The sequence below is a fragment of the Sphingobacterium yanglingense genome (assembly GCF_004363245.1).
Taxonomy (GTDB): Bacteria; Bacteroidota; Bacteroidia; order Sphingobacteriales; family Sphingobacteriaceae; genus Sphingobacterium; species Sphingobacterium yanglingense.
Window position 1 is genome coordinate 289,773 of sequence record NZ_SNYV01000014.1, and the last position, 22,974, is coordinate 312,746.

Genomic DNA, 22,974 nt, shown 5'->3' on the forward strand with positions numbered 1-22,974 from the left:
ATGAACGCTTCGGTACCTCCATAGGAGGTGTTTGAAGGGGGCAAAATTAAGGTTTTATATCTAATGGGAAAGTAAAATCGCAAAATCGTGAAACTGTGAAAATTCACCCATTTACGATTTTACCCTCTAACTCCTTAACTTTCTGACTCTACTTTGTAAACATTCCGACGAGGGAGTCCAATACCGAACCTTTCTGATTTGCGTCTTTACCTTTGTTGAAAAAGTCCCCTACTAGATCTCCTAGACCACCGATTTCTGTCGGAGTTTGCTGTGTTTCTTCCTGCGATCCACCGAGTACCGACCCCAGGATACTACCAAGAATTCCACCACCAGCCGAAGAACCGGATTGGCCCCCCATTAGACCACCTAATAAATCACCGATACCTCCTCCGGAAGATTGTTCTTGTTTCTGTTTACCCAGATATCCCATTACAAGAGGGGCTAAGATGGCTAGTACACTGCCGATTTTGTCCGTTGATATCCCTGTCTTAGCGGCGAGGTTGTCCTTTACCATTTCGGTGTTGTTTCCAAACATGTGGTTTACAATTTTATTGTCGTCTTCTGTAGGCCCCTGTCCAAGTAATCCACCGATTTGATCCAGTATACCACCATTATGCTGATCTAACGCTTTGTTAATGCCAGCTTCTTGTTCTGTTCCTTTTTTTGAATTGTAGTTCAATGCTGCAATCATCAATGGGACTGCTGCCGCTACGAGCCATTTAGCCTTGCTTTCTTCTATGTTCAATAGGTTGGCTATCGCAGATATCGCCTTTGAGCCTACTCCGCCTGTAACTAAGTCTGTTATATTCATGATTTGATAGTTTAATGTAATTATGATAATTTTAAAGAATTCTATATAAAGCTAAATAAAAATACGAAATGCAAATTAAACTATGGATCCCTTTGGCACTTGTCTGCGGTATTTCTTTTTCTAATTGTAGCAATAATTCGGCAACAAAGGAATCTGGAGATAATAAGGACGAGACCACGCATATTAATCTTACTGAAGAGCAAGCAAGTCAGATTTTTTCCTTGCCAATCCACTGTCTTGAGGTGGAATATCCCAATAAACTCGGCCAGGTATTGGGATCGAGTGCTGATTTAAAGTCGCCAAAGCAGTTACGGCCTATATTTTATGGTTGTTTTGATTGGCATTCATCGGTACACGGTTACTGGTCTATTGTAGAACTCTTGCAAAAATATCCGGATCTGGATAAGGAGGGTAAAGTACGGGCTATATTGAATCAACATATCACTCCCGAAAATGTTGCAATAGAGCTGGCTTTTTTTAACGATAAAAACAACACTAGTTTTGAACGAACCTATGGATGGGCCTGGTTGTTTAAACTTCAGGAGAGCTTGAGCAATTGGGATGATGCCGACGCACAAAAGTGGAAGGCAGATTTACAGCCCCTAGTGGATCTGTTGGTGGTACGTTATAAGGAATATCTACCTAAATTAGTATACCCTATTCGTGCCGGTCAACATGATAATTCTGCATTTGGGCTATCTCTATCGTTGGATTATGCAAAGACAGTTGGAGATAAAGACTTTGAAGCCATACTGAAAGAACATGGTAAACGGCTTTTTGTTAATGATATCAATTGTAATCTGGCCTATGAGCCCAGTGGTTATGATTTTTTATCACCGTGTCTGGAGGAAGCTTACTTGATGAGTAAAGTGTTGGATACAGCGCCTTATCGTGTATGGTTGAAAAAATTTATGCCTAATTTATTAGACACAGACTTTGCTATTTCTCCTGCTGTCGTAAAAGATCGCACAGATGGAAAATTGGTTCACCTTGATGGCTTAAATTACAGCCGTGGCGCCTGTCTATATGGTATTGCTAAGGTTTTGCCTGAGTTATCACATTTGAAGAAAATTGCAAACCAACATATTGCGTTTTCACTTCCTAATCTGTCCGCACAAGACGATTATATGGGGTCGCATTGGCTTGGGACTTTTGCTCTTTATGCAATAGCTCACGCTCAACAATAATCTAATAAGCCTATTATTCGCAACTGTGCTCACCAGTACAGATAGGGACTAATGTGTTTTCAACGAGCTTTACCGGTACAGATAGGATACTGGTGAAGCCGTCGTTTTTGGTGATGATGCGAGACAGGTCAATACCTTTTTTTGAAAAAGTAGCGATAATAGCTGTTCTAAAAGTCGATTTAGAAGAGCCCCAACCTTTCTCTTTTATCGTTTCGTTGTTAAGGTCAATAAGTTCTTCTGTAGAATAGTGTGCAAACTTCTCTAGTAAGTGTTGATAGAATGATGTTGCCATACAATTTAAAAATTTAGCTGTTAAACCATAAATTGTATCCAGAAATCAGTAGGAAAAATAAGCGCTTTTGAATACGTTTATTTTGGTTGTAAACCCGTATTATTTTACCACCGCGGTGACTACACTCGGTTGGTATTGCTTTTGCAATTCTGAATACGCTACAAATGTAGTCGACTATTTTAATAAAAGCAAGTAATAATCTGTTATTTGTTTTTTAGGATATACATTGGTATTTCTTTATAGGATATTATCTCGTGAATAGTTAGGTATTTTTTAGATTTTTATTGAGGTTTTATAGAGTAATAATAGAGGGTTTGTAGAGGGTTGATAGAGGTAAATCTCTACAAACCCTCTGTTTCCTCTCAGTTAAATATCTAGTTGGGTTCTAGAGTATAGATATCATACTATAACCAAGGCATAAGGAAGCAATAATGACAAACCTAGTGCTCTTCTGTAAGTCTAATCTGACATTCTGTCTTAAAACAAACTTTGGAACAAGCCTTGATAAGTTCGTTGTAGTAATAAACAGTTAAACAGTTAAATACATATGCAAGAAAAAGGTAGTATCTCGATTCACACCGAGAATATATTTCCGGTGATTAAGAAGTTTTTATATTCTGATAATGAAATCTTCTTGCGAGAGTTAGTGTCAAATTCAGTTGATGCATCGCAAAAAATCAAGCGTCTTTCTTCACTAGGACAGTTCAATGGTGAGGTTGGTGAATTGGTCGTTGATGTTAAATTTGATGAAGAAGCGAAGACGATCACGATATCAGATAATGGTATCGGTATGACTGCCGAGGAGATCAAGAAGTATATCAACCAGATTGCTTTTTCGGGTGCCACTGAATTTATGGAGAAGTTTAAAGAAGCAAACGACGCGAATGAGATTATTGGTCGTTTTGGTTTGGGCTTTTACTCCGCGTTTATGGTAGCTGATCGTGTAGAGATAGATTCATTATCTTATCAAGACGGTGCACAACCAGCACACTGGACCTGCGATGGTAGCACTTCTTACGAAATATCAGAAGGAAGTCGTACAACACGTGGAACTGATGTTATTTTACATATCAATGCAGATTCAACTGAGTTTTTAAGTAAATTTAAATTACAGGAAATTCTAGATAAATACGCAAAGTTCCTGCCTGTACCTATTCGCTTTGGAACAAAGACAACATCGGAGCCTGATGGCGAAGATGAGGAGGGTAAGCCTAAGTATAAATCAATAGAAATTGATAATATCATTAATAATACGAACCCAGCTTGGACAAAGTCACCTTCTGAGTTAACAGATGAAGATTATCTTTCTTTCTACCGTGAGCTGTATCCGCAGTCTATGGATGAGCCTTTGTTCTGGATTCATTTAAATGTTGACTACCCATTCAATTTAACAGGTATCCTTTATTTCCCTAAAATAAAGAATGAGTTAGAAATTCAACGTAATAAGATTAAGCTTTACTCACGTCAGGTATTTATTACGGACGAAGTGAAGGATATTGTTCCGGAATTTTTAATGTTGTTGCACGGTGTTATTGATTCTCCGGACATTCCTTTAAACGTTTCCCGTTCGTTTTTACAAGCTGATGGAAATGTGAAAAAGATCAATAACTATATTACGAAGAAGGTCGCGGACAAGTTGCAGGAAATCTTCAAGTCTGATCGCAAAGGGTTTGAAGAAAAATGGAAAGACATCGGTCTTTTTATTAAGTACGGTATGTTGAGTGATGAAAAGTTTGCAGATAAAGCAAATGAGTTTTGTTTGTTAGAAAATACCAATAACGAAAGTTATACCTTGAAAGAGTATTACGAAAAGGTAAAAGATATTCAAGTAGACAAGGATGGCAATATCGTGTATCTGTATAGTTCTGATGTAGCACAACAGGACGGTTTCATCGCTACAGCAATAGCTAAAGGCTATGATGTGCTAGTCTTGGATGGACCGTTGGATACCCATATCACTTCTTATCTGGAGCAGAAAGGTGGAGAGAAGATTCAATTGAAGCGGGTGGACTCGGATGTCATTGACAAGTTAATTCAGAAGGATGAGAAGATTGAGTTAATCTTAAGTGAGGAGGAAAGTAAAAAAGCAACCGAGTTGTTTCAGAAAGCAATCAACCGTACTGATATGAATGTACAGATTGAAGCTTTAAAAGCAGATGAATTGCCGGTCTCAGTTACTTTGGATGAGTTTATGCGTCGTATGAAAGATATGGCGAAGACTGGCGGAGGAATGGGATTCTATGGTAGTATTCCAGATAACTATAAAGTCAGTGTAAATGGTAACCATCCTTTGGTGAAACGTATGTTGGAAAGTGGGGAGGAAGAAGGACAAAAATTAGCTAAACAGGCATTTGATTTAGCTTTATTATCGCGAGGATTATTGACTGGAGCTGATTTAACATCGTTTGTAAAACGAAGTGTAGAGATGATTTAATAATTTATTAAAAATAATTGCTTAATCCTCATTGTGTTATTACATAATGAGGGTTTTTTGTGAAAAACATTTGGAGTATATGGATTAAAAACCTACTTTTGTATCACAAACACGGTAGGTATAGCTCAGTTGGTTAGAGCACTAGATTGTGGTTCTAGGGGTCGTCGGTTCGAGCCCGATTACTTACCCGCTTCTAAAGGCTTCTCAGAAATGAGAGGCTTTTTTGTTTTTACTGCTAATCAAATATTTACGGGGTGATTCAATGGATGATGGAAGTTTTTAAATAAATTTTTACTCCGTTTGATTGTTGTCGAAAAACGCCTTATTTCTCACTTTTTTAAGGCATCTTGTCTCATTGTTTTATTTCGAAAAGTAATAGTCCCTTTTGATGTAAATTGAATAATTCTTTTCTACTGGTTCTAATTAAGATGGGGGTTCTTCGGAAAGTTGGCAACGTGTGCATATTTCGGCCCCAAACTAATTAATGCTTGCTTCCAAAGTTCATCATCATCTTGCAAAAAAAGGAGTTCGGTTTCGAACGAATTGTGTATAGCCCATGTGTTTTGGTTTATCTCGTCCTCTAGTTGGCCCGCAGACCACCCTGAATAACCGAGAAAGAACTTTATCTCCTGGGGTTCGATAATGTTTTCATTGATTAATAGGATTACTTGTTCTAAGTCCCCACCCCAAAATATATCCGTTGCAATAGGTATGCTACCTGCAATTTTGTGTGGAGCCTGGTGGATAAAAAATAGGGCATCATTTTGTACTGGGCCACCGATGTATACCGGGAATTTTTCTGATGCTACCGCTTCTATTATGTCGGATAGCACAACGTTAGAACGGTGGTTTAAGATTAATCCGACAGCCCCTTCTTTACTGTGTTCGCAGAGGACAACGACCGAGCGTTCGAAATTGGAATCGAGTATAAAAGGTTCCGAAATTAGCAGGCTACCTTGTGTGGGGATATTTTGATTAAACATTGCTTCTTATATTATCTAGTATAAACTTAGATAAATTTGCTTTTATAAACAATTATGACTTTTGGTCTATTATTGAAAGGGGATTAAATCTAGATGAACAGTCGACTAATGTAGGGGCTACCCTCAAAAAGGGTCAAAAGATGACACTCTTTTGTGTTGCATTTAGTAAGTTTGTCTAAGAAAAAATACATCTTATGGCAATCGATCATAAAAATATTGCAGCAATTAGAGAGGATTATGCAAAAGACTCTCTTTCAGAACAGCAGGTCCATGCAGATCCTGTTGTGCAGTTTACCCAGTGGTTTGAACAGGCTTTGCATGCGAAAGTGATAGAGCCCAATGCTATGACACTCGCGACAATTAATGAGAGTGGTTTCCCTTCGGCTAGAATTGTCTTATTGAAGGATATTAAAGTAGATGGTTTGAGCTTCTTTACGAATTACGAAAGTCAGAAGGGATTGGATATGGCGCGTTGTGCTAAGGTAAGTTTGTTGTTTTTCTGGCCAGAACTCCAACGGCAGGTACGAGTTGAAGGGCTGGTGGAACGCCTATGTCAAGAAGATTCTGATGAGTATTTTGCATCTAGACCCAAAGGAAGCCGAATAGGAGCCTGGGCCTCTCCGCAAAGTCAAATTATTCCCGATCGCGATTTCTTGGAAAGACGTGTGGACTTTTATGAACAAAAGTTTGCCTTATCTGATGTCGTAGACAGACCTCCTTTTTGGGGGGGATATCTAGTCAAGCCTGTTCAGTTCGAATTTTGGCAAGGACGGAGCTCTAGGCTACATGATAGGATCGTTTATTTTTTAGAAGAAGGACGCTGGATAGTTAACCGATTAGCACCATGATCAAACAAATAGGAGAAGAAATAGATAAAGTGTTCGGGCCAGGTGTGGCTATGTTGGCTGATGTTGGGCTTCAGGATACCTTGATTGTAGCGCCATCAAGGCTAAGAGAGCTATGTCTTTGGTTAAGGGATCATCCGAAATACTATTTCGATTTTTTAGCGAATATCACAGCGGTGGATTATTTCCCTGAAGGGCGCTTTGCGGTAGTTTACAACTTGACTTCTATTCCATTTCAGTTACAGTTAACACTTCGGGTAGAGCTTGCGCAAGACCGTAGTTTAGAGCAGTTGCCAGAGGTGCCTTCAGTGAGTATGGTCTGGCGTACGGCGGATTGGCACGAACGTGAGGCTTTTGACCTTATGGGGATTTATTTTACAGATCACCCTGATCTAAGACGGATACTAATGCCGGATGATTGGGAGGGTTTTCCATTACGTAAAGATTATGAAGACCCTGAAAGTTATCATGGTATTCCTGTCAAGAATTAGATCACAACATGTATACAAAGTATAATCAAGGATATCAGCAGTATTTAGAGAAAATACAGCAAATCGGTTCTACGGAAATGATTATTAATATGGGGCCGCAGCATCCGTCTACCCATGGAGTGCTACGACTGGAGCTTATTACGGAAGGAGAGTTGGTAAAGGATGTCATTCCACATTTAGGTTATCTACATCGTTGTTTTGACAAGCATGCTGAATCTATGAATTACGGTAAGAGTATCCCTTTTACAGATCGATTGGATTATTTAGCGTCAATGAATAATAGCCATGCATTCGTGATGGGAGTAGAGCGAATGTTAGGTATCGATGATAAGCTTCCTAAAAGAGTAGAATATATTCGTGTCTTGGTGTGTGAATTGAACAGGATTGCTTCTCATCTGATAGCTATTGGTACTTATGGGATTGATATTGGTGCATTCACACCTTTTATGTGGTGTTTTCGGGACAGAGAACATATTATGAATATGTTGGAATGGGCTTCAGGTTCACGCATGTTGTATAATTATATTTGGGTAGGTGGTTTATTTTATGATCTACCTGTAGGTTTTGAACAACGCTGCAAAGAGTTTATTACTTATTTTAAGCCAAAGTTGGTGGAATTGGATGAATTGTTATCCAGCAATCAAATTTTTATTTCCCGTACGGCTAAAATTGGGGTATTGCCTGCTGATGTGGCGATCAACTATGGCTGTTCGGGTCCTATGTTGCGTGCCAGTGGTATAAAATGGGATCTCCGTCGTGTTGATGGGTATTCCGTATATCCTGAATTGGATTTTGAGATACCTGTAGGGCAGGGGCTTATGGGGGAGGTAGGTGATTCTTGGGATAGATATAAGGTGAGAGTAGATGAAATTTATGAGTCAGTGAAAATCATAGAGCAATGTCTTGCAAGATTGATGACAGACTTTGCGCGTTTGCCGGATTTTGATCCACGTGCAATGGTACCTAAAAAAGCGACAATGAAGGCGCAGAATTACTATGTACGTGCTGAAAATCCTAAAGGAGAGCTTGGATTTTATATTGAAACTAAAGATAAATCAGATATTCCTTTGCGTTTAAAGGCAAGAGGGCCAAGTTTTAATAATCTTTCTGTTTTGCCTGAACTAGGGAGAGGAGTGCTCATTGCCGATTTAATAGCTATTCTAGGGTCAATCGATATTGTGTTAGGAGAAGTGGATAGATAACGAAAGAAAATGCAAAAAAACGCAAAAAACATTTGAAGTTTAAACATTAAGTCGTATCTTTGAGTTCTCATAATTTAAGTTTATAATTGGTTAATAGGAAGTCTGCATCCGCCCGGATGCAGGCTTTTTTATTATTTTAGCTTTTTTCAATGCATCTTTTTATCTAAGTTTAGGTGTAAAATGATAACCAATGTATATAAAACCCACTCTTTCCGATTGTTTCGAAGCTATAGGTTTGTATAAGAATGTGCCTGTTAGTGGGACTCATTTTCAGTTTTTCAGATATTTTGTTGTTTTATTCTTTTCGGTTATACTGCAGTGTCATACAGAGACGAAAGCACAGCAGTGGGATTTTAAAGGAGGGGGCAGTAGGGTGGTAATTCCGATAGATATTACCAATCATATTATTATGTTGCCTGTACAGTTGAATGGAGAGCAATTGACCTTTATTCTCGACACTGGGGTTAAGGAAACAATGTTGTTTGGTGCCGTGGATTCCACGATTCTAAGAAATGTATCTTCTTATAGCTTTCAGGGACTTGGTGTAGATCAGGGGATTGAAGGTTTATTGTCTTTGGATAATGCATTGGCGATTGGTGATTCAATGTTGATTGATCATCACCACGATCTTTATGTAATAACGGATAGTACTATTAACCTTTCGAAGAATATTGGGGTGCCTATACATGGAGTCCTTGGGAGCAGCTTTTTTCAGAATCACATCGTTCGGATTGACTACATCAGAAAAAAGCTTCATGTTTTTAAATCATTGGATGATGTGGATAAAGATCTGATGAAATATACTACTGTTAAACTAGATCTTGTGAAGGATCGTCCATTTGTGGATGTTACGATCAGCAGTGGGGGAAGGCAGTTTGAGAAATCAAGAATGTTGATTGATCTTGGCAATTCGGATCCTTTGATGGTTTTTTCTTCTACATTGCAGGATTATAAAATCTCGAAGCCTTATGTGTATGAATTCTTAGGACAGGGATTTAATGGTAATATTTACGGTAAGCGGAATAGGATAGAAGGGGTAACAGTTGCTAAATGGAATTTTCAGCGGTTGTTTGTCTCTTATCCAGATACCAACTCTTATAGCGCCCGAAGGCTGGTGGAGCGGAGGGTGGGATCGGTTGGGAATCAGATTATGGCTCGTTTTGATGTAATCTTTGATTATGCCGACAGTGTGATGTATCTCCGTAAGAATAAAATGTTCGGTGATCCTTTTAATATTGATATGAGTGGATTGGAGGTTCGGCATACTGGTTTTTCCTGGTTAAAAAGTAGGACTGGGGCAAAATCATTGGGGGCTACTTCCAACGAAGGGACGACAATCAACCTGGGCGATGATGTGATGTATCAAATTGAACTGGTGCCTGCTTATGTAATACAGCATGTTCGAATTGGTTCTCCAGCTTACCTAGCAGGTGTAAAGGAAGGAGATAGTATTTATAAGATAAATGGGAAGTACGCTGGAAAGATGACGTTGGAAAGTATAAAAGGGAGGTTACAGGCTCGTGACCAATATGGTATATCACTTGAAGTGAAGCGAGGTGAGGAAATCTTTAAGTTTCGCTTTAAACTGGTCGATCCTATACCATTAAACTAAAAGGGACTGTTTTTAACAGTCCCTTTTAATATTATTCAAAATATTCTTTAATCCTTTCGAAGAATGATTTCTCACTTTTTCCGGGTTGAGGTTTAAAGTTTGCTGAGCCTTTAAGTTTTTCTAAAATTTCGCGCTCTTCGGATGAAACAGCTTTAGGTGTCCATATATTGACATATATTAATTGGTCTCCTTTATGGTAAGAATTTACTTCAGGGATACCTTTGCCTTTAAGTCTTAATATTTTTCCACCTTGTGTACCTGCATCAATTTTTATTTTAGCTTTGCCGTCTATGGTAGGTACTTCTACACTGGTGCCTAGTGCTGCATCTGCAAAGTTTATATATAAATCATAGATAACATTGATGCCATCACGTTTGAGTGATTCGTGCTGAACTTCTTCAACTAGGATGATGAGGTCTCCGGCTATTCCTCCTCGCGGAGCTGCGTTGCCTTTTCCTGTCATTGATAGTTGCATACCCTCACTGACGCCAGCAGGAATATTGATCGTTATTGTCTCTTCACCTCTTTCTAAACCTTCTCCTTTACAGGTAGTACATTTAGCTGTGATTTCGACGCCTTCGCCGTTACATGTTGGACAAGTACTAGTGGTCTGCATCTGTCCTAATATGGTATTGGTGACGCGTCTTACAGACCCTGCTCCTCCACATGTTTTACACGTGTGGAAAGAGGATTTATCTTTAGCGCCTGAACCGTCACAAGTCTTACATACGATTTGTTTGTTGACTTTGACTTTTTTCTCTGTCCCTTTCGCTATTTCTTCAAGGGTTAACTTTACTTTGATACGTAAGTTACTCCCTTTTTGAACCCGACGGCCTCCAGAACGGGAGCCACCTCCAAAAAAGCTTTCAAATGGGTGGCCTCCACCAAAGATATCGCCAAATTGGCTGAATATGTCGTCCATATTCATGCCGCCACCGCCAAAACCACCAGAATTTCCTGAATGGCCAAACTGGTCGTAGCGTGCTTTTTTCTCTTGATTGCTTAAAATCTCATAAGCCTCGGCTGCTTCTTTAAAGTTTTCTTCCGCCTCTTTATCGCCAGGGTTTTTGTCCGGGTGAAATTTGATTGCTAGTTTGCGATAAGCTGATTTTATCTCTGCTGCATCTGCTTGACGAGATACACCAAGTACATCATAATAATCTCTCTTCGACATTCCTCTTCTATTTCTTATTGTCCTATGACCACTTTTGCAAAACGGATTACTTTGTCATTTAAGAAGTAACCTTTTTCTACGGTGTCTATTACTTTATTTTTAAGGTCTTCAGAAGGTGCTGGAATGCTGGTAATCGCTTCTTGGAAATCAGCATCAAACGGCTGTCCGTTTGTTTCCATTTCTTTAAGTCCTTCGTTTTCAAGAAGTTTTTTAAATTTGTTATTGACGAGCTCTATTCCCTGTTTGATGCTTTCTACATCTTGGGCATTGGCCATTGCAGCAAGCGCTCGATCAAAGTCGTCTAGGACGGGTAATAATTTAGAAATTACACCTTGACCTGCAGTTTGTATTAGTTCTACACGCTCTTTAGAAGTTCTCTTTTTATAATTATCAAACTCAGCAAATAGACGAGCGTATTTATCGTTCGCTTCTGCCAATTGATTTGTTAGAGATTCTTCAATAGATAATTCTTCAGCCTCATTCTGGACTGTATTGTCCTGTGCTAAGTTGTCTTCGTCTTGAATATGTTCTTGTTCGTTCATCATCCACCTAGTTTTTATTTGCTTCAATAGCTGCCGTAGCGTATTCAAAAAATTTGCCATTATAAAAATATCCGACACCTTGTCAGTATTTTGTAGTAAATACATGCAAAGTGTCGGATTATACTTTGTTTTGTCAGTTGTTTTAAATGCTTACATTGTCATGCATAGCGCCATCTTCTGTTTTAATAATGCGTGCAGGCATATTACGAATGATTTGATAATCATGCGTCGCCATAAGTACGGCTGTGCCAGAAGATGCAATATCACGCAATAAAAGGACAATTTCTTCGGAAGTGGCAGGGTCAAGATTACCTGTTGGTTCATCGGCTAAGATAATTTCAGGATCATTGAGAAGGGCACGCGCAATAACTACACGTTGTTGTTCTCCACCAGATAGCTCATGTGGCATTTTTTTTAGCTTGGAACGAAGGCCAACTTTTTCCAATACATCGAGCATTCTATTTTGTATAAGCCCTTTGTCTGTCCAGCCCGTTGCTTTTAGGGCGAACTCTAGATTTTTTTCTATAGTGCGGTCGTTCAACAAATGGAAGTCTTGAAAAACTATCCCTAATTTACGCCTTAGGAAAGGAACTTCGGATTCACGTAGTTTCTTAAGGTCAAAGCCAGCGACTAATCCTTCTCCATTAGAAATGTAGAGGTCACCATAGATGATTTTTAGTAAACTACTTTTTCCTGTTCCGGACTGACCTATTAGGTAGAGAAATTCTCCTTGCGCAATTTCTAGGTTAACATTGGATAAAACCAAATGCTTTTGTTGGTATATATCTACGTTTCTTAGTCTTATTACAGTATTTTGTGCCATCATCAAAGTTCAATTTTCTTAATTTGACCAAAGGGTAGCTCGTTGACAATTTTCATGATCTGATCGGCCTTTCCACCTAACCCGATCTTGTCTAAAGATTTGTCTGGTCTATCTACTCGGAAATACGCTAGTAAAGTAAACGAATCGTCTCGCAATTGGACATAGTCTGGGATTTTAGCGACACCTTTTACTTTTATTACATACATAAAACAAAGTTAATTTTTTTTTTCAAATTAAAGAATTATTGGTGCTGAACCAAAAAATCTATCGTGTTTATACCGTCTGCATAGTCGTCTAGTGCAGGTTGCTGACTCTTGCCCAATGAGAAATTAGGAGAAGTAATCTGTAAGCTTTGCTGAGATACTACACACTGAATACCTTCTTTTTGCTCGTCCAGCTTAGATTCCAGTTCTTTGATATCCGTATACTCTTCATAGAACAGGACGGCTAATGGAGAGGATAGGTTTGTGTCTTCTTTCAACAACAGAAAGCCATTGTCATAATGCTTGTCTTTGTTGATCAGATAAATAGATTTATTATAATCGTAATTGTTGTTGTATTTGAAATGATCTCTTATCGGACTGAATTGTTCTATTGCTTCAAAAAAAGTTGCGATAGGGTAGTCTTTCGGAAAATATAGTTTGGATACTGATCGACAGCCTAATCCAAAATAATTGAAAATATCATGTCCGAGACCAACAAGTTCTTCTGTGCTTTCATCGCCTGTCAGGACAGCAACAGAATTTCTGTTTTTTCGGATAATATGTGGCTTCTGACCAAAATAGTACTCAAAATAACGCGCCGAGTTGTTGGAGCCTGTGGCAATAATAAGATCGAAATCCGTTAGTTTCTCCACTAGAGTGATCTTTTCGGCAAATAAGGGTTCTATTTGAATCAATCGTTCAATTATGAACTGGGTCAGGCCTGCATCGTCTGAAGATACCTTAATCTTTACATTGAAGCCCATGATTGCACTGCATAGTATATCATGAAAACCAACGAGTGGTAGATTACCTGCTAATACAAGACCAACCGTTTTTTTGCTGTCTTCGGCAGGATATGGAGCAATCCAGGAACTTAGTTTTTCCAAGGTAAGATTATTGCCTATAGCCTGCATCTGAAGAAGGACATTGTCCATCGTGTACCATGGGTTTTTGTGGTGTAATTGTGCCACTAATTGTGTTGTCTCTTCACTCTGTGTAGACAACCATTCTCCTAATTTAGCAAAGGCTGCTATCCGTTCTTGCTTTGTCAAAATATATTATTTAGAATCGTTCTGATAAATTTTTGATTTATCTTTGTAATGTCAAATAATTGGATAAACGACTAAAGTTATATACTTTTTTTGTGCTAGTTATAAATCCAATATTTACCTTTGGCGTACAAAATTAGTTTATTTATTATAATTGTGAGGTTATAAATGGCGATAAAAATTACAGATGAATGTATTAATTGCGGCGCATGTGAACCAGAATGCCCCAATAATGCGATATATGATGCAGGTGTGCCTTGGAAATTTGCTGATGGCACGGCCTTGGATGGTGTAATAGACTTCGGAGATGGGGTGACAATTGATGCAGGAGCATCACAAGATGCTATTTCAGATGAGGTATATTATATCGTGTCTGATAAGTGTACTGAATGTGTTGGTTTTCATGATGAGCCTCAATGTGCGGCTGTATGTCCGGTAGACTGTTGTGTGGAGGATGAAGATGTAGTTGAATCAGAAGAAGAACTGTTGGCGAAAAAAGCGTGGCTACACGCTGAATAGTCATATAGAATAGTAAAGATCTATTGAAGGCACGACTATGCAGTCGTGCTTTTTTGTTTGCTTTATACTTAAAAAGTGTTTGCTAAACCTACCTATTTTTTTATTTTTGCTGTAATCATAAATTATGTAATCTTAAAATCAGTAATAGATGTCAAAAAAGAAAGTAGGTTTTGTAACGCTAGTTACAATAACTATTGCGATAATTATAACCCTTTTCTACGAGTTTGATTTGTTTGGCGTTTCGCCTGGGGTCATGAAAGGTGTGCGTTGGCTTACAGCTTTGGTGTTGATCTTAAATGCCTTGGTTAGAAAGAATCTGACTACTTGGATAATGACCTGTTTAGTACTAGGGGTTTTTGTGGGGTTAGATTTTCCGGATCTAGCTATAGCTATGCATCCACTGAGTCAGGGATTTATTAAATTAGTAAAGACGATTGTCGGACCTATTTTATTTGCAACACTGGTATTTGGAATTGCTGGACATTCTGACTTAAAATCTGTGGGACGTATGGCGTGGAAATCCATGTTGTACTTTTTCTGTGCGACGACCTGTGCTATCTTTATCGGTCTAGCAGTGATCAATATTACAAAGGCAGGAGTAGGGGTCGATATAGAACATATGCCCCATGAAGAGTTGCCTACAACCTCTGCTGTGAGTGTCGCTGATCAAAAGATGTTGGATCACATTGCTAAGGAAGTGCATGGAGTTTATAAGTTCAACGCTTTCATTCGGGATACCTTTCCCGAAAATATCGTAAAATCGGTGTATGAGAACAAAGTCTTACAGATCGTTATTTTTGGTGTTTTGTTCGGGATTGGATTGGCAATGGTCCCCGAAAAGAAACGAAAGCCCCTGGTGGATTTTACGGAGAGTCTCTCAGAGGCTATGTTTAAATTCACAAACCTTGTAATGCTCTTTGCACCAATCGGTGTTGGAGCGGCTATGGCGTATACGGTGGGCCATCTAGGGGTCGATATCCTAAAGAATCTCTTTATGCTGTTGATGAGTCTTTATATTGCTTTAATTGCTTTCTTGTTGCTTGTGCTATTCCCTGTTGCATTATACCTGAAGGTACCTGTAAAGCAATTTATAAATGCGATCAAAGAACCGGTGTCTATCGCATTTGCGACGACAAGTTCTGATGCGGCTTTGCCAAAGGCGATGGAAAACATGGAGAAATTTGGTGTTCCACGTAAGATCGTATCATTTGTGATTCCGACAGGATATAGTTTTAATTTAGATGGAACATCACTTTACTTGTCGTTGGCCTCTATATTTGTTGCCCAGGCCGCGGGGATAGAGTTAAGTATAGGGCAGCAGCTATTGATTGCTTTTACATTGATGATTACTTCAAAAGGTGTAGCAGCGGTTCCTCGGGCATCACTGATTGTTTTAATAGCGACAGCAGATCAGTTTGGCTTACCTACATTCGTTATAGCAGCTATTCTTGGTATAGACGAGCTGATGGACATGGCGCGTACTTCTGTAAATGTGATCGGCAACTGCTTGGCTACGGTCGTGGTTGCTAAATGGGAAGGTGAGTTTGATGAATCAGCTGCAGAAAATCCGAATTTTCTAGAAGTGGAAAAATAGTATTATTATATAGTTTCTTGTGAAACCGCTAAATTATTCCAGACAGGATATGATTTGGCGGTTTTTATATTTATAGGCTTTGTGCTGAATACATAGAATGTTGTTTTTTTACCAATATACTTTTAATAGATAGCTGTTTTTTATATCTTTCTAAAATGAAAAGATACTTCTCTTATTATTTACTGCTAATTTTTTCGTTTTCTGTTGGATTAGTCGGAGCTCAGGATTTTTCGACTCTAGAGGAGCAATTTGCGAAATCGTCTATTTTGCCCAAGCATCATTTTGGATTTAGTCTTTATGATTTGGATAGTAATAAGTTTGTTTTTGGAAAGCAAGAAGACCAGCATTTTGTGCCGGCCTCCAATACGAAGGTATTTACTTTGTTCGCTTCTTTGAAAATAATAGGGGATTCTATTCCTGGTATTCAATATGTTGAACGAGGCGATTCTCTGATTTTTTGGGGGACGGGAGACCCTACATTCCTGCATCCTAAATTAGATAGTAGGCGGGTTTATAATTTTTTGTGTTCTTCCGATAAAAAGCTTTTCTATGTTCCTCAACATTCTTCTGAACCTGCCTATCGAGAGGGGTGGGCAATTGAAGACTATGCTTATGACTATCAACCAGAAATAAGTAGCTTTCCGATATATGGTAACCTAGTCCGGTTTAGCGCAAGCGGAAAGGGGATTGTCGCTGTGCCGAGTTATTTTGATCGTGAAATCGGTATCAGTGAAAGATCAAGTAAGTACTTTTCAGTAAAGAGGGCCTTGAATTCGAATAAATTTGATATGAGTTCTGTAAATGTGCCGTCAGGCTATCGGACAAGTAGACCTTTTATATGGTCGGATAGCCTACTGGTGAAATTATTGCAGGATACATTACACAGAGAGGTACAATCCTTAGTAGATTATAAGAAGCCGCTAGATATACAGACATTATATTCTGTGCCGCGTAATCTTATTTTACGGGAAATGATGTTGCCGAGCGACAATTTTCTAGCTGAGCATCTTACTATGGTGTCTTCTGATCTTCGTTATCAGGGATTCTATACGGATTCTTTACGTTCTGAAATCCATAAAGCATATTACGGTGGATTTTTGGATAGCATTGAACTACGTGATGGTAGTGGACTATCTACCTATAATAGGGTGTCCCCCCGAAGCCTGATTCAGGTGCTGTTGGAGATAAAAAAGTTAATTCCTGATGACAATCAACGCTATCTTTATTTTCCGGCAGGGGGTGTAGATGGGACCTTAAAAAATGCTTATGCGTTAGATCAGGGAGTTCCTTTTGTATGGGCCAAAACAGGTACAATACACGCTGTGCACTGTCAGTCAGGCTACCTTGTTACGAGAACAGGAAGACGTTATGCATTTTCTTTTTTAAACAATAACTTCATGACCAGTACTTCTAATGTCCGAAAGGAGATGGTACGGATTATGACCTTTATTCGACAGAATTATTAATTATGTCTTAACAATTGGTATATTCGCTATTCAATTTTTAATATGCAAGATTTTAGAAAGAATGACAAGAGGATGATTCGTTCCTGGGCCATGTTTGATTGGGCGAACTCTGCTTATAACCTTGTTATTACCTCCACCATCTTTCCTATTTATTATATTGCGATTACAACTTCAAAGTCTGGTGGTGATGATTGGGTGAGTTTCTTCGGATTTGAGGTCATAAACACTGTATTGTCTAACTACGCTCTTGCCCTTGCCTATCTTATTATGGTTTTGGCTTTGCCTTTTCTCTCTGCATATGCGGATGCTAACGGAAGGAAAATGCAGGTTATGAAAACCTTTACCTATATCGGAGCATTAGCCTGTATGGGATTGTTCTTTTTTAAGCTGGATACCCTTGAACTGGGAATAGTATGTTTTACACTGGCTGCCATGGGGTATATAGGGGGGGTAGCGATTAATAATTCCTACTTACCGATTATTGCTACCCCCGACCGACAGGATGCTGTGAGCGCCAAGGGGTTCGCATATGGTTATGTCGGCTGTGTGACTATACAGATTATCTGTTTTGTATTTGTTCTAAAACCCGATTGGTTTGGAATTGTGGACAGGTCTTTTCCGGCCCGTCTTTCTTTCTTATTGGTAGGGGTATGGTGGTTGGGTTTTTCTATGATTCCTTTTCGTGTGCTACCCAATAATCAACCATCAGAGCATGCTTTTGGGAAAAGGCTTTTTGAAAGGGTATCCACTGAGTTTCGAAGTGTTTGGCAACAGATCAGCCAAAATAAGGCTGTTAAGAGATTTTTGCCGGCTTATTTCTTTAACTCAGTAGGTGTGCAGACGATAATGGTGGTGGCGACGATGTTTGGACAGAAAGAGCTTGACCTAGAGCAAGAGTCACTTATTATTACTATTATTTTGATTCAACTAGTAGCAATTATTGGCGCTTATCTAATGTCTTATCTTGCAAAATACTACGGGAATATTAAGGTTTTAATGCTGGTTACTTTATTGTGGGTAGGAATCTGTGTGTCGGCATATTATCTGAATAGTGAAATGCAGTTTTATGGTTTAGCATTTATGGTGGGGTTGTTGATGGGAGGAATACAATCATTATCGAGATCTACCTATTCAAAGCTTTTGCCCGAAGATATTGAGGATACAACCTCATTTTTTAGCTTTTATGATATTACAGAAAAGCTGGCGATTGTCGTTGGACTGTTCCTCTTCGGTCTAATAGAGCAGATAACTCATAATATCAGGTATTCAGCACTTTCATTGTCAGTATTCTTTATCTTTGGGTTTCTGTTGCTAATCAGAGCATTGAGGTACAATACATATTTAAAACAAGTCTCTAATGGATAAGAAAGTCGAGTTGTTTGTTCCTTGTTTTATAGATCAGTTATATCCTGATACGGCGTTTAATACGATACAATTGTTGGAACGTGTCGGTTGTGAGGTTATCTATAATAGCGAACAAACGTGTTGTGGACAGCCTGCTTATAATGCAGGTTTTTGGGACGAAGCTAAGGAAGTGGGAAGCAATTTTCTGAAGAAATTTACGGAGGAAAATTATATTGTAGCCCCCTCGGCATCTTGTGTCGGAATGTTAAAAAAGGGGTATAATGACTTATTTACTAATTCAATCGAACATAATCGATGCCGGAATATTCAGCGACATGTATACGAAATTTCCGATTTTTTAGTTAATGTGATTAAAAGGGACTATTTTGGTGCTGAATTAGTTGGGACGGCGGTGTATCATGATTCCTGTTCGGCACTAAGAGACTGTGGGATAAAAGAAGAACCTAGAAAATTACTGGCTCAGGTAGGTGGATTAGAATTGGTGGAGATGAAAGGGCAGGAAACCTGTTGTGGTTTCGGCGGTACTTTTGCGGTTAAGTTTGAAGGTATTTCTACGGCAATGGCTGAGCAAAAGGTTCAGAATGCACAGGCTGTGAATGCAGATTATATTATTTCAACGGATGCATCCTGTTTGTTGCAGCTTCAGGCTTATATTGATAAACATCATATTCCGATCAAAACTATGCATCTTGTAGATGTATTGACCTCGGGATGGGCAAACATATAGAATATCCATGTAGTATAGTCTGTAAAAATAGGTGGGAATTTAATATGGATATTAATTTAATAGGAGTATTAAAAGATAAATAATTTATATTTCAATCTAAACAAACTAAAAATGAATTCAAGAAGAGATTTTATTAGAACTTTGGGGCTAGCTACAGCAGGATTGGCCATGGCACCGAATTTGGACCTTTTTGCAGGCAAGAAGAAATGGTTTGATATTTCACTTGCGGAGTGGTCTTTACATCGTACAATTAATAAGGGAGAACTTAAGAATATTGATTTTCCGGAGTTTGCAGCAAAGAAGTTTGGTATATATGGTGTAGAGTATGTCAATCAGTTTTTTAAAGATAAAGCTAAGGATATGACGTATTTGAAGGATCTAAACGATAGGGCTAAAAGTAATGGTGTGACGAATGTTTTGATTATGGTGGATGGTGAAGGTGAGCTGGCTGGAGCAGACGAGAGTAAACGCAAGCAAGCTGTTGAAAATCATTACAAATGGATTGATGCAGCGCATTTCTTAGGCTGCAAGTCAATACGTGTGAATGCTGCAGGTAAAGGATCTAAGGAGGAAATGAAGGAGCGAATGGTGGAGAGTTTGTCTACACTAGCGGATTATGGTAAAAAGGCTAAAATCAATGTAGTTGTAGAAAATCATGGTGGAACTTCTTCATTAGGCGACTGGTTGTCGGATGTGTTAAAGACTGTAGGCAAGAAGAATTGTGGTTCCTTACCTGATTTTGGAAATTTCTATGAGTATGACCGTTACCAAGGGGTAATTGATTTAATGCCCTATGCAAAGGGAGTGAGTGCTAAATCTAATGTTTTCGACAAAAATGGAAATGAAGCTGTAATTGATTATGCGAAAATGATGGATATTGTCAAAAAAGCAGGGTATAAAGGATATGTTGGTATCGAGTATGAAGGCAGTGAACTTAGTGAGATTGATGGTATTTTAGCGACAAAGGCTTTATTAGAGCGTTTTCAATAAGCTATGTCTCGAAATTGCTTTTTATTACTCTGCCTGTTGATGATCTGTTCATCGAGCTATGGACAGAACAACTCAAAAATGGCTGTTTGGCAGGATAGTTTGTTGAATCTTGGCACCCGGATGTTTGGGGAGGTTGCAGAGACAGAGCGTATAGAAAGCAATTTTACTTTTGTGAAGACTTTGGTTTCTGCCCTAAAGGAACCAAATTCTTTTTATTTTGATTTTGACAAGCTAGAGATGGTGTCTATTCTTAATGCTCCAGATAAATCATTTCGTATTATAAGCTGGAATTTACCCCTACAGGACGGCTCATATCTGTATTATGGCACTATACAGCATAAATCGGGGACTATCAAGCTGACACCCTTGCTTGATAAAACTTTTCAAATCGACTCTCCAGACGAAAGTATCGTGTCGAATAAAGACTGGTACGGAGCACAATATTATGATATTGTACCTTTAGCTAAAAACCAATATATCGTGTTAGGCTGGAAGGGGCATCATGCCGACTACACTAAGAAGGTAATAGATGTACTGAACTTCTCTCCCAGTGGTGATGTGTCTTTTGGTGCACATGTTTTTTCTGATAATCCGAAATTGGCGCGAAAGATCTTTTCTTTTACTAGACAGGCTGCTATGTATTTAAAATACAATCGAGCAGAAGCGAGGATAGAATTTGATCATATTGTGGCTGCAGATCCTAGCTTGGAAGGGAATTTTAAATATTATGGGTCTGATTTGTCGCATGATGCTTATGTAATAGAGCGTGGCAAGTTGGTTTTTAAGGAAAATATTCAACTTCAAAATAGTGCTCCTGAAGGTGACGGAAAGTATATAGATCCGCTGAAACCCAATAAAAAACTAAAGAGTGGTTTGTAGTGGAAATGTAACTATTTTATTGGGGTATGTGGCTTTATTAAGAAATTATGTTTTCTTTGTTACTTATTATAACTAAAATATTGATATTGATCTAAGATTATGATTGAACAGAAAGACGATGTGCTTGCTAATCATTTGACCAGTAGTGGTATGGATAATAAAATGGTCATGGGGCATCCTGCAGGACTATTTGTGTTGTTCTTCACCGAAATGTGGGAACGCTTCAGCTACTACGGTATGCGGGCGTTGTTAACGACATTTTTGATTACAGAAATAGCAAAAGGAGGATGGGGCTGGACCAATGAAAGTGCAATGAGCCTATATGGTTGGTATACCATGCTTGTTTACGCTACTCCGATTATTGGTGGATACATCGCTGATAAACTGACGGGACAGCGGAAAGCCATTCTTATTGGTGCTTTGTTAATGACTTTGGGGCATGCATCTATGGCTTTAGAAGGCTTTGAGAAAAACTTTTTCTTTTTGGGCTTAGGATTGATGATTCTCGGTAATGGTATGTTCAAACCTAACATATCGTCAATGGTGGGACAACTTTACCCTAATACCAGTGCGAAGAAAGATGCAGGCTATACTATTTTCTACATGGGAATAAATGCCGGTTCGTTTTTAGGATCATTGTTGTGTGGTTATCTTGGTGAAAAGATCGGCTGGCACTATGGTTTCGGTTTGGCTGGTGTATTTATGTTCTTTGGTATGTTGCAGTTTCTTGTTGCGCAACGTGTATTTGGTATTGTTGGCGAACAACCTAAGAAGGAGGATGCGAAAAGCACAGAAGAAGAAGAAACTCCTAAACATGTAGTTCGTGATCGTCTGATTGTGGTTGCAGTATTGATGATTGCAAGTATATTCTTCTTTTTAGCATTTGAGCAAGCAGGTGGTTCTATGACAATCTTTGCAAAAAATTACACGCAACGTATATTGGAAGGTACTCAGGCCATTACTTTTAAATGGTTGGATGCTCTTTTAACGATTATACCGATTGCAGCTGTTACTTTTGTTTTGTTTAAATTATCAGCCAAAATATTCGATAAGTATCCACTGACTATTATTTTTACGCTTATCTCATTTGCTTCAATCGCAGTTTTAGGAATATGGAAAGTATATCGTGAGTTTACTGCTATTGATACTGAAGTGACTGTAGCTTGGTTTCAGATTCTGAATGCTTTCTTTATCGTAACGTTTGCATCTTTATTCAGTAAGCTGTGGGAGAAGATCTGGAATCCGTCTGGTCCGGTAAAGTTTGCTTTGGGGTTATTGTTGGTTGGAATTGGTTTTATTGTGCTGGCTTATGGTAGTAGCTCGATACCTAAGGGAGCCGAAACTGCTGCGGTGAGTATGGTTTGGTTGGTTTTAGCGTACTTTTTTCATACTATGGGTGAGTTATGTTTATCTCCTGTAGGGCTATCGTACGTTAGTAAACTATCTCCTAAAAAATTATTGGGATTGATTTTTGGTTTTTGGTTCCTTGCTTCGGCCATCGCTAACAAGATCGGTGCGTCGATGGGGGGGATGATTGATCAGATTTCGCAAGAATACTCCATGTCTGTATTCTTTTTAATTATCGCGGCATTGCCAATTGTCGTAGCATTGATTTTATTATTGTTAAATCCAATGCTGAAAAGGAAAATGCATGGAATAAAATAATGATATAAAGTAAAAGCAAAAGGTTCAAAATGGTTATTCATTGAACCTTTTGCTTTTTAGTTACGTATTATTAGGGTTGAAATAGTATTTTTGATAGTTTTTAATTTAAATAAGTAAGTTT

22 protein-coding genes, 1 tRNA gene and 1 riboswitch are annotated in these 22,974 nt (G+C 38.6%); of the genes, 15 read left to right on the top strand and 8 right to left on the bottom strand.

Features of this window, described 5'->3' with window-relative positions:
* Window positions 1-148: 148 nt before the first annotated feature.
* Entirely contained in the window at window positions 149-811 is a 663-nt protein-coding gene (locus CLV99_RS12410) for a DUF937 domain-containing protein (RefSeq protein ID WP_133584820.1), read from the bottom strand.
* Between the two features lie 68 nt (window positions 812-879).
* Between CLV99_RS12410 and CLV99_RS12415 the strand changes: the two genes are divergently transcribed.
* Window positions 880-1,998: a DUF2891 domain-containing protein gene (locus tag CLV99_RS12415; RefSeq protein WP_133584821.1), complete on the top strand. Its 1,119-nt coding sequence runs from the start codon at window positions 880-882 to the stop codon at window positions 1,996-1,998.
* A 13-nt stretch (window positions 1,999-2,011) separates the two neighbouring features.
* Here CLV99_RS12415 and CLV99_RS12420 read toward each other — a convergent pair whose 3' ends face one another.
* Window positions 2,012-2,290, bottom strand: a complete 279-nt coding sequence (locus CLV99_RS12420; RefSeq protein ID WP_133584822.1) for a 5-oxoprolinase — start codon at window positions 2,288-2,290, stop codon at window positions 2,012-2,014.
* A 68-nt stretch (window positions 2,291-2,358) separates the two neighbouring features.
* Window positions 2,359-2,452: riboswitch (SAM-I-IV-variant riboswitch) on the bottom strand.
* A 385-nt stretch (window positions 2,453-2,837) separates the two neighbouring features.
* Here CLV99_RS12420 and htpG point away from each other — a divergent pair.
* Window positions 2,838-4,724 carry a molecular chaperone HtpG gene (htpG, locus tag CLV99_RS12425; protein ID WP_133584823.1) on the top strand — a complete coding sequence of 629 codons (1,887 nt, stop codon included), beginning with the start codon at window positions 2,838-2,840 and terminating at the stop codon, window positions 4,722-4,724.
* Between the two features lie 114 nt (window positions 4,725-4,838).
* Window positions 4,839-4,912: transfer RNA gene (locus CLV99_RS12430), tRNA-His, on the top strand.
* Window positions 4,913-5,143: 231 nt separating this feature from the next.
* Here CLV99_RS12430 and CLV99_RS12435 read toward each other — a convergent pair.
* A complete protein-coding gene (locus tag CLV99_RS12435) occupies window positions 5,144-5,707 on the bottom strand; it encodes a YqgE/AlgH family protein (RefSeq protein ID WP_133584824.1) in 564 nt (187 codons plus the stop codon).
* Between the two features lie 194 nt (window positions 5,708-5,901).
* Here CLV99_RS12435 and pdxH point away from each other — a divergent pair, with 194 nt between their 5' ends.
* From pdxH to CLV99_RS12455, 4 genes are all read left to right on the top strand, one after another.
* Window positions 5,902-6,555 carry a pyridoxamine 5'-phosphate oxidase gene (gene pdxH / locus CLV99_RS12440; protein ID WP_133584825.1) on the top strand — a complete coding sequence of 218 codons (654 nt, stop codon included), beginning with the start codon at window positions 5,902-5,904 and terminating at the stop codon, window positions 6,553-6,555.
* Window positions 6,552-7,043: an NADH-quinone oxidoreductase subunit C gene (locus CLV99_RS12445; RefSeq protein ID WP_133584826.1), complete on the top strand. Its 492-nt coding sequence runs from the start codon at window positions 6,552-6,554 to the stop codon at window positions 7,041-7,043. Before pdxH ends, CLV99_RS12445 begins: the two co-directional genes overlap by 4 nt.
* Window positions 7,044-7,051: 8 nt before the next feature.
* Window positions 7,052-8,245, top strand: a complete 1,194-nt coding sequence (locus CLV99_RS12450; protein WP_133584827.1) for an NADH-quinone oxidoreductase subunit D — start codon at window positions 7,052-7,054, stop codon at window positions 8,243-8,245.
* Between the two features lie 190 nt (window positions 8,246-8,435).
* Window positions 8,436-9,857, top strand: coding sequence for a PDZ domain-containing protein (locus CLV99_RS12455; protein ID WP_133584828.1), 1,422 nt, complete (start codon window positions 8,436-8,438; stop codon window positions 9,855-9,857).
* A gap of 31 nt (window positions 9,858-9,888) precedes the next feature.
* Here CLV99_RS12455 and dnaJ read toward each other — a convergent pair whose 3' ends face one another.
* The 5 genes from dnaJ to CLV99_RS12480 all read right to left on the bottom strand — a co-directional run bounded on the left by dnaJ (window position 9,889) and on the right by CLV99_RS12480 (window position 13,651).
* Window positions 9,889-11,031 (bottom strand): molecular chaperone DnaJ, encoded by a 1,143-nt coding sequence (gene dnaJ / locus CLV99_RS12460; RefSeq protein ID WP_133584829.1) that lies wholly within the window; start codon window positions 11,029-11,031, stop codon window positions 9,889-9,891.
* A 14-nt stretch (window positions 11,032-11,045) separates the two neighbouring features.
* Window positions 11,046-11,633 (bottom strand): nucleotide exchange factor GrpE, encoded by a 588-nt coding sequence (locus CLV99_RS12465; protein WP_246032760.1) that lies wholly within the window; start codon window positions 11,631-11,633, stop codon window positions 11,046-11,048.
* Between the two features lie 82 nt (window positions 11,634-11,715).
* Window positions 11,716-12,396: a cell division ATP-binding protein FtsE gene (locus tag CLV99_RS12470; RefSeq protein WP_133585103.1), complete on the bottom strand. Its 681-nt coding sequence runs from the start codon at window positions 12,394-12,396 to the stop codon at window positions 11,716-11,718.
* A gap of 2 nt (window positions 12,397-12,398) precedes the next feature.
* A complete protein-coding gene (locus CLV99_RS12475) occupies window positions 12,399-12,602 on the bottom strand; it encodes a fructose-6-phosphate aldolase (protein WP_133584830.1) in 204 nt (67 codons plus the stop codon).
* A gap of 35 nt (window positions 12,603-12,637) precedes the next feature.
* Entirely contained in the window at window positions 12,638-13,651 is a 1,014-nt protein-coding gene (locus tag CLV99_RS12480) for an acyl-CoA reductase (protein WP_133584831.1), read from the bottom strand.
* A 165-nt stretch (window positions 13,652-13,816) separates the two neighbouring features.
* Between CLV99_RS12480 and CLV99_RS12485 the strand changes: the two genes are divergently transcribed.
* From CLV99_RS12485 to CLV99_RS12520, 8 genes are all read left to right on the top strand, one after another.
* Entirely contained in the window at window positions 13,817-14,167 is a 351-nt protein-coding gene (locus CLV99_RS12485) for a 4Fe-4S dicluster domain-containing protein (RefSeq protein ID WP_133584832.1), read from the top strand.
* Window positions 14,168-14,315: 148 nt separating this feature from the next.
* Window positions 14,316-15,761: a dicarboxylate/amino acid:cation symporter gene (locus CLV99_RS12490; protein ID WP_133584833.1), complete on the top strand. Its 1,446-nt coding sequence runs from the start codon at window positions 14,316-14,318 to the stop codon at window positions 15,759-15,761.
* A gap of 155 nt (window positions 15,762-15,916) precedes the next feature.
* The gene (locus CLV99_RS12495) at window positions 15,917-17,227 is read left to right on the top strand and encodes a D-alanyl-D-alanine carboxypeptidase (protein ID WP_133584834.1); all 1,311 of its coding nucleotides are present in this window, start codon (window positions 15,917-15,919) and stop codon (window positions 17,225-17,227) included.
* A gap of 42 nt (window positions 17,228-17,269) precedes the next feature.
* Window positions 17,270-18,592 carry an MFS transporter gene (locus CLV99_RS12500; protein WP_133584835.1) on the top strand — a complete coding sequence of 441 codons (1,323 nt, stop codon included), beginning with the start codon at window positions 17,270-17,272 and terminating at the stop codon, window positions 18,590-18,592.
* Window positions 18,585-19,319 carry a (Fe-S)-binding protein gene (locus CLV99_RS12505; protein WP_133584836.1) on the top strand — a complete coding sequence of 245 codons (735 nt, stop codon included), beginning with the start codon at window positions 18,585-18,587 and terminating at the stop codon, window positions 19,317-19,319. Before CLV99_RS12500 ends, CLV99_RS12505 begins: the two co-directional genes overlap by 8 nt.
* A gap of 111 nt (window positions 19,320-19,430) precedes the next feature.
* Entirely contained in the window at window positions 19,431-20,309 is an 879-nt protein-coding gene (locus CLV99_RS12510; RefSeq protein ID WP_133584837.1) for a sugar phosphate isomerase/epimerase family protein, read from the top strand.
* A 3-nt stretch (window positions 20,310-20,312) separates the two neighbouring features.
* Complete coding sequence (locus CLV99_RS12515) at window positions 20,313-21,188, top strand: hypothetical protein (RefSeq protein ID WP_211348534.1); 876 nt, start codon at window positions 20,313-20,315, stop codon at window positions 21,186-21,188.
* Between the two features lie 99 nt (window positions 21,189-21,287).
* A complete protein-coding gene (locus tag CLV99_RS12520; RefSeq protein WP_133584839.1) occupies window positions 21,288-22,853 on the top strand; it encodes a peptide MFS transporter in 1,566 nt (521 codons plus the stop codon).
* Window positions 22,854-22,974: the final 121 nt, after the last annotated feature.